General features: G+C 70.3%; 4 protein-coding genes. 3 read left to right on the plus strand and 1 reads right to left on the minus strand.

The window, feature by feature from the left end; genetic code table 11:
- Together GRC12_RS40760 and GRC12_RS40765 are read left to right on the plus strand one after the other, a co-directional pair.
- Positions 1-871 (plus strand): S-adenosylmethionine:tRNA ribosyltransferase-isomerase (locus GRC12_RS40760; RefSeq protein WP_208785493.1); only part of this gene is annotated, 871 nt, incomplete at its 5' end.
- 300 nt (positions 872-1171) lie between these two features.
- The gene (locus GRC12_RS40765) at positions 1172-1942 is read left to right on the plus strand and encodes a transglycosylase SLT domain-containing protein (RefSeq protein WP_208785494.1); all 771 of its coding nucleotides are present in this window, start codon (positions 1172-1174) and stop codon (positions 1940-1942) included.
- 83 nt (positions 1943-2025) lie between these two features.
- Here GRC12_RS40765 and GRC12_RS40770 read toward each other — a convergent pair whose 3' ends face one another.
- Complete coding sequence (locus tag GRC12_RS40770; protein ID WP_208785495.1) at positions 2026-4539, minus strand: ABC transporter ATP-binding protein/permease; 2514 nt, start codon at positions 4537-4539, stop codon at positions 2026-2028.
- Positions 4540-4779: 240 nt separating this feature from the next.
- Between GRC12_RS40770 and GRC12_RS40775 the strand changes: the two genes are divergently transcribed.
- On the plus strand, positions 4780-6168 hold a 1389-nt coding region (locus GRC12_RS40775), incomplete at its 3' end, for a streptophobe family protein (protein WP_208785496.1).

The following is a 6168-nucleotide window of genomic DNA, read 5'->3' on the forward strand; positions in this document are numbered from 1 at the left end:
GGTGGGCCACGCGCGCGTGGTGGTGCACTTCTCCACGCGCGGGGACGACGGGCGGTGGGCGGTGGAGCTGCGCGATCCCGACGGGAGGGGAACCACGCGCGTGCGTGCGGGCGGGCCCGCGGGGACGGAGGTGCGGCTGCCGGGCGGTGTGCGGCTGGTCCTGGAGGAGCCGCTGAGCGCGGGCGGCGACCGTCTGTGGTGGGCGCGGGCCTCGGGGGCGGAGGTGCTCGGGATGCTGCGGGTGCACGGGCGGCCCATCCGGTACTCCTACACCGAGCGGGACCAGCCGCTGTCCGTCTACCAGACGGTGTTCGCGCTGCCGTCCGCCGACGGGACGGGCAGCGCGGAGATGCCGAGTGCGGCGCGGCCCTTCACGGCGCGGCTGGTGGCGGAGCTGGTGAGCCGGGGCGTGCAGTTCGCGCCGGTCACGCTGCACACCGGGGTGGCCTCGGCGGAGGCGCACGAGCCGCCGTATCCGGAGCGGTTCTCGGTGCCGGAGGCCTCGGCGCGGCTGATCAACGCCGTGAGGGCCGGTCGGGGGCGGGTCGTCGCCGTGGGGACGACGGCCGTGCGGGCCGTGGAGTCGGCCTCGGGCCCGGACGGTGTCGTACGCGCGCGTGAGGGGTGGACCGATCTGGTGGTGACCCCGGAGCGCGGGGTGCGGGTGGTGGACGGGCTGCTGACCGGGCTGCACGAGCCGGAGGCCTCGCATCTGCTGATGCTGGAGGCGATCGCGGGGCGGGCGGCGCTCGACCGCGGGTACGAGGAGGCGCTGCGCGGACGCTATCTGTGGCACGAGTTCGGCGACGTCCATCTCATCCTGCCGGAGGAGCATCCTCACGCAGAGCATTGCTCCAGCAACTGCTGGTGAGACGGGCGGGGGCATGGTGTGAGCCCGCGCATAGGGCGCAGGTCACGTACGAAGGTCGGTAGGAGATACAGACTGACCTCATGAGCGGCATAGACGGCCCAGTCTGTCCGATTTTGCCCCTCTGCGATCCACTACCCGGGATCGTACGTCACACCTTTGCCTCGGCATTTTGCGGCCGCTAAGAATGGCTGCCGTCGCTCAGCGCCGCGGGGCCAGCCCGCGGCGTTCGTGCGGGAAGGACCCCCTGTCCCCCGCCGGACGAAGAGCGACCTCCGCGCTATTCGAAGAGGTCCGTCTGCCATGCCCAAGAACATCAACATTCGCCGTCACAGTCGTGCGCTGACCCGCCATCACAAGATCGCCATCAGTGGTGTCGCCGCCCTCGGTGCCGCCGCCATCGCCTTCACCGCGGTGCCCAGCAACGCCGAGACGACCACGAGCGAGGCCACCGCGTCCCGCGTTGCCTACAGCAACGAGCCGATCAAGGACGTCAAGGCGAGCGTCACCGACCGGCTCGCCGCCGACAGCATCAAGTCCCAGGCCGCCAAGGCACAGGCCGAGGCCCACTCCAAGGCCGTCGCCGCCGCCGCGAAGAAGCGGGCCGCCGCCGCGAAGAAGCGGGCCGCCGCGGCCGCCGCCAAGAAGAAGGCCGAGGCCCGGAAGAAGGCCGCCGCCGAGCGCAGGGCCAAGGAGGCCGCGAGCCGCTCCGCCAAGCGCGCCGCGCTCAAGAAGGCCACCGTCCGGTACTACGCCAACAACCTCGACGGCTGGATCAAGCACTCCCTGGACATCATGAAGTCCAAGGGCATCCCGGGCTCCTACAACGGCCTGTACCGCAACATCATGCGGGAGTCCTCGGGCAACCCGAACGCCATCAACAACTGGGACATCAACGCGATCAACGGCATCCCGTCCAAGGGCCTGCTGCAGGTCATCCCGCCGACCTTCACCGCGTACCACGTCGCCGGCACGTCCTGGAACATCTACGACCCGGTCGCCAACATCACCGCCGCCGCCAACTACGCGGCCCACCGGTACGGCTCGATCGACAACGTCAACAGCGCGTACTGAGGTCAGCGCGGACCTCTGCCACGTGAACGCCGAAGGGCGGCACCCCCTGACGGGTGCCGCCCTTCGCGTCGTACGGATACGTCCTACTTGCGCATGACCTCCGGCTCGTGGCGGCGCAGGAAGCGGGCCACGAAGAAGGCGCAGATCACGCCCAGGACGAGCAGCGCGATCATGTCCATGCTCCACGCGGCGACGGTGTGCTCCCACAGCGGGTCGTTGCTCTTGCCCTTGCCGGGCGGGCTGATCTTGTTGAAGTCCAGCGTGGCACCCGCCGCGCCGACCGCCCACCGGGACGGCATCAGGTACGAGACCTGGTTGGCGCCGATCGAGCCGTTCAGGGCGAACAGACAGCCCGTGAAGACGACCTGGATGATCGCGAACATGACCAGCAGCGGCATGGTCTTCTCGGAGGTCTTCACCAGCGACGAGATGATCAGACCGAACATCATCGAGGTGAAGCCCAGCGCCATGATCGGCAGGCAGAGCTCCAGGAGCGTGGCGTTGCCGAGGACCAGGCCCTGCTTCGGGATGTCCCGGCCGGCGAAGCCGATGACGCCGACCATCAGGCCCTGCAGCACGGTGACCACGCCGAGCACGAAGACCTTGGACATCAGGTAGGCCGAGCGGGACAGGCCGGTGGCGCGCTCGCGCTCGTAGATGACCCGTTCCTTGATCAGCTCACGGACGGAGTTCGCCGCGCCGGCGAAGCAGGCGCCGACCGCGAGGATCAGCAGGACCGTGGTGGCCGTGCCGTTCGGGACGGGCTGGCCGGTGGCCCGGTTGATCATCGGGTTGGGCAGCAGGCCCTTGCCGGAGTCGATGAGCAGGCTCACTGCGCCGAGGACCAGCGGCAGGATCACCGTCAGGGCCAGGAAGCCCCGGTCCGAGGCGATGACCGACACATAGCGGCGCACCAGCGTGCCGAACTGGCTCATCCAGCCCTGCGGCTTCGGCGGCTTCATCGCCTGCATCGGCGGCATCTGTACGGACTGTGGTGCGACCGCGTCGATGTCCGCGGCGTACATCTGGTAGTGCTGCGAGCCCTTCCAGCGTCCGGCCCAGTCGTAGTCGCGGTAGTTCTCGAAGGCGGAGAAGACGTCGGCCCAGGTGTCGTAGCCGAAGAAGTTCAGCGCCTCCTCGGGCGGGCCGAAGTAGGCGACCGCGCCGCCCGGCGCCATCACGAGCAGTTTGTCGCACAGCGCCAGCTCGGCGACGGAGTGGGTGACGACGAGGACCGTGCGGCCGTCGTCGGCGAGGCCGCGCAGCAGCTGCATGACGTCGCGGTCCATGCCCGGGTCGAGGCCGGAGGTCGGCTCGTCCAGGAAGATCAGCGACGGCTTGGTGAGCAGCTCCAGGGCCACCGAGACGCGCTTGCGCTGACCGCCGGAGAGGGAGGTGACCTTCTTCTCCTTGTGGATGTCGAGCTTCAGCTCGCGCAGCACCTCGTCTATGCGGGCCTCGCGCTCTGAGCCGGTGGTGTCAGCCGGGAAGCGGAGCTTGGCCGCGTACTTGAGGGCCTTCTTGACGGTCAGTTCCTTGTGCAGGATGTCGTCCTGCGGGACCAGACCGATGCGCTGGCGCAGCTCGGCGAACTGCTTGTAAAGGTTGCGGTTGTCGTAGAGGACGTCGCCCTGGTTGGCGGGCCGGTAGCCGGTGAGCGCCTTCAGGAGCGTGGACTTGCCGGAGCCCGACGGGCCGATGACCGCGATCAGCGACTTCTCCGGGACGCCGAAGGAGACGTCCTTCAGGATCTGCTTGCCGCCGTCGACCGTGACGGTCAGATGACGGGCCGAGAAGGACACCTCACCGGTGTCGACGAACTCCTCGAGATGGTCGCCGACGATCCGGAAGGTGGAGTGGCCGACGCCGACGATGTCGGCCGGGCCGAGGAGTTGGGAGCCACCCTTGGGGATCGGCTGGCCGTTGACGTAGGTGCCGTTGTGCGAGCCGAGGTCGCGGATCTCCATGCGGCCGTCGGGCATCGAGTGGAACTCGGCGTGGTGCCGGGAGACCTGCAGGTCGGAGACGACCAGCTCGTTCTCCAGGGCACGGCCGATGCGCATCACGCGGCCGATGGAGAACTGGTGGAACGTGGTCGGGCTGCGGTCGCCGTAGACCGGCGGCGCCCCCGCGCCACCACCGGGGCCCTGCTGCTGCGGGACGTGCGCGGCGGCCTGCTGCGGCTGTCCCCACGCGGGCTGCGGCGCCTGCTGCTGCGGTGCCTGCTGCGCCCAGCCGGGGGTCGCGCCCTGCGCGGCGAACGGCTGTTGCTGCGGCTGGGCCTGCGGTGTGGCGACGGCCGCCGCCGCGCCGGAGAGGTTCAGCCGCGGACCGTCGGTCGCGTTGCCGAGGTGGACCGCCGAGCCGGGCCCGATCTCCATCTGGTGGATGCGCTGGCCCTGCACGAACGTGCCGTTGGTGGAGCCGTGGTCCTCGATGACCCAACTCCGGCCCCCCCAGCTGATCGTGGCGTGGCGCCAGGACACCCTGGCGTCCTCCAGCACGATGTCGCCCTGCGGATCGCGTCCGAGGGTGTAGGTCCTGGACGGCTCGAGCGTCCAGGTACGTCCATTTGATTCCAGTACGAGTTCCGGCACTCCAAGCCCCACTGAGTAGTCCCCCGAGTTACCCCCATCACAGGGAGTCTAGGGATGTCGAACATCGTCGGGAACTATTTCAGGCCCGCCCCTCTGACCGAAAGTCGGACCTTGTGAACACCACGCTCATACGCATCCGCCGGTTCCGTTGACGGGGTTGAAACCGACCCGGAGAGTGGTAAATCACGCGAGGGGGAGACGCGCGGCCGCTCGGCCGCGCCGCGGATCGGGGGGTCTGCCATGAGCGCGTCGTCGAGTGTCGAGTCCGTCCGCAGCGGCACAAGGGTGCCGTGGGGCGACGTCCTGCTGTCCGCGATCGCCTCCGTGAGCTGGGCGTTGATCGGCATGGCGGGCACGGCGGCCCTCGGTCTGCATCTTCTGGAGGCGGACTCGACGGGCTCGCTGGGCCCGATGACCGCTGCTGTGGTGGCCCTTGGGGCGGGCGGTTCGATATCGCCGTCCGGCGACGTGTCCGCGTTCGGCCTGAAGGGCGCGGAAGCCCATACGGCCGTCACGATCACGCCACTGGGCGTCAGCCTGGTGGGGGCGCTGCTGCTGTCCTGGGTCTTCCTGCGGTCCCTGCGCTCCGCGGGAGTTGTGATCGCGCCGGCCGAACTCCTCGCGCGCGCGGGCGCGGTGGTGGTGCTGTTCGTCGCGACACTGGGCGGGCTGGTGTGGGCGGGGCACGACGTCATCACCATCGACGGCGGCTCGCTCGGGCTGGACAAGCTCCCCGGCGCCGGCGGCGGGGGCGGCGGTGTGAACATCCCGGGTCTCGGGGACGTCGGGAACATCGGCGGGCTGCTGCCGGACAACATCGGCAACCTCATCCACGCCAAGGCTGCGGTCGGCTTCTCCGTCGACACGGCGCCCACCCTGCTGGGCGGGCTCGGCTGGTCGGCGGGCGTCCTGCTGATCGCCCTGCTGGCCTCGCGCCGCACTCCCCTGCCGCCTGGCTGGGAAGCGGTGCACCGTGTCGTACGGCCGGCGGCTTCCGCGCTCGTCACGGTAATGCTGCTGGCCGTGGCGGCGGGGTGCGCGGCGGCGGTGTACGCGGCGATCGGCGACGCCCATCCCAAGCGGATCTTCGGAGCGGCGTTGCTGGGCGCGCCCAACGGCACCTGGCTCGGCATCCCGATCGGCCTGTTCGTCCCCTTCGACGGCAGGGCGACCGGCGTGCTCACCAAGTTCCTCCCCGATCCGCTGGACAAGCTCCTCACCGCGAAGACCGACCAGTCGGTGACCCTCGGCCGCCTGGCCGACCTGGACGGACGGGTGTGGCTGCTCGGGGTGGCCGCGGCCGTGATGATGCTGCTGGCGGGGGTGCTGGCGGCGGTACGGACCCCGGTCGGCGCGCGCGGTACGGACTCGCTGGGTGTGCGCGGTCCGGGTGCCCTCGCCTTCGCGGGGCGGTGTGCGGTGCGGCTCGGCGTGCTGACCGCGCTGACGCTGCCGTTGCTCGCGTGGCTGACGGAGGTGTCGGTGAACGCCTCGCTGTCGGTGCTGGGGTTCGACGCCTTCGGCGCCGGGATCCAGTTGCACGGGAACCTCGGCATGGCGCTGCTGCTCGGTGCCCTGTGGGGCGCCGGTGCGGGGGCGGCCGGGGCGCTGCTGGCGTGGGTCACCGGG

Origin of the sequence: Streptomyces griseorubiginosus, from assembly GCF_017614965.1 — a bacterium.
GTDB classification, from domain to species: domain Bacteria; phylum Actinomycetota; class Actinomycetes; order Streptomycetales; family Streptomycetaceae; genus Streptomyces; species Streptomyces griseorubiginosus_B.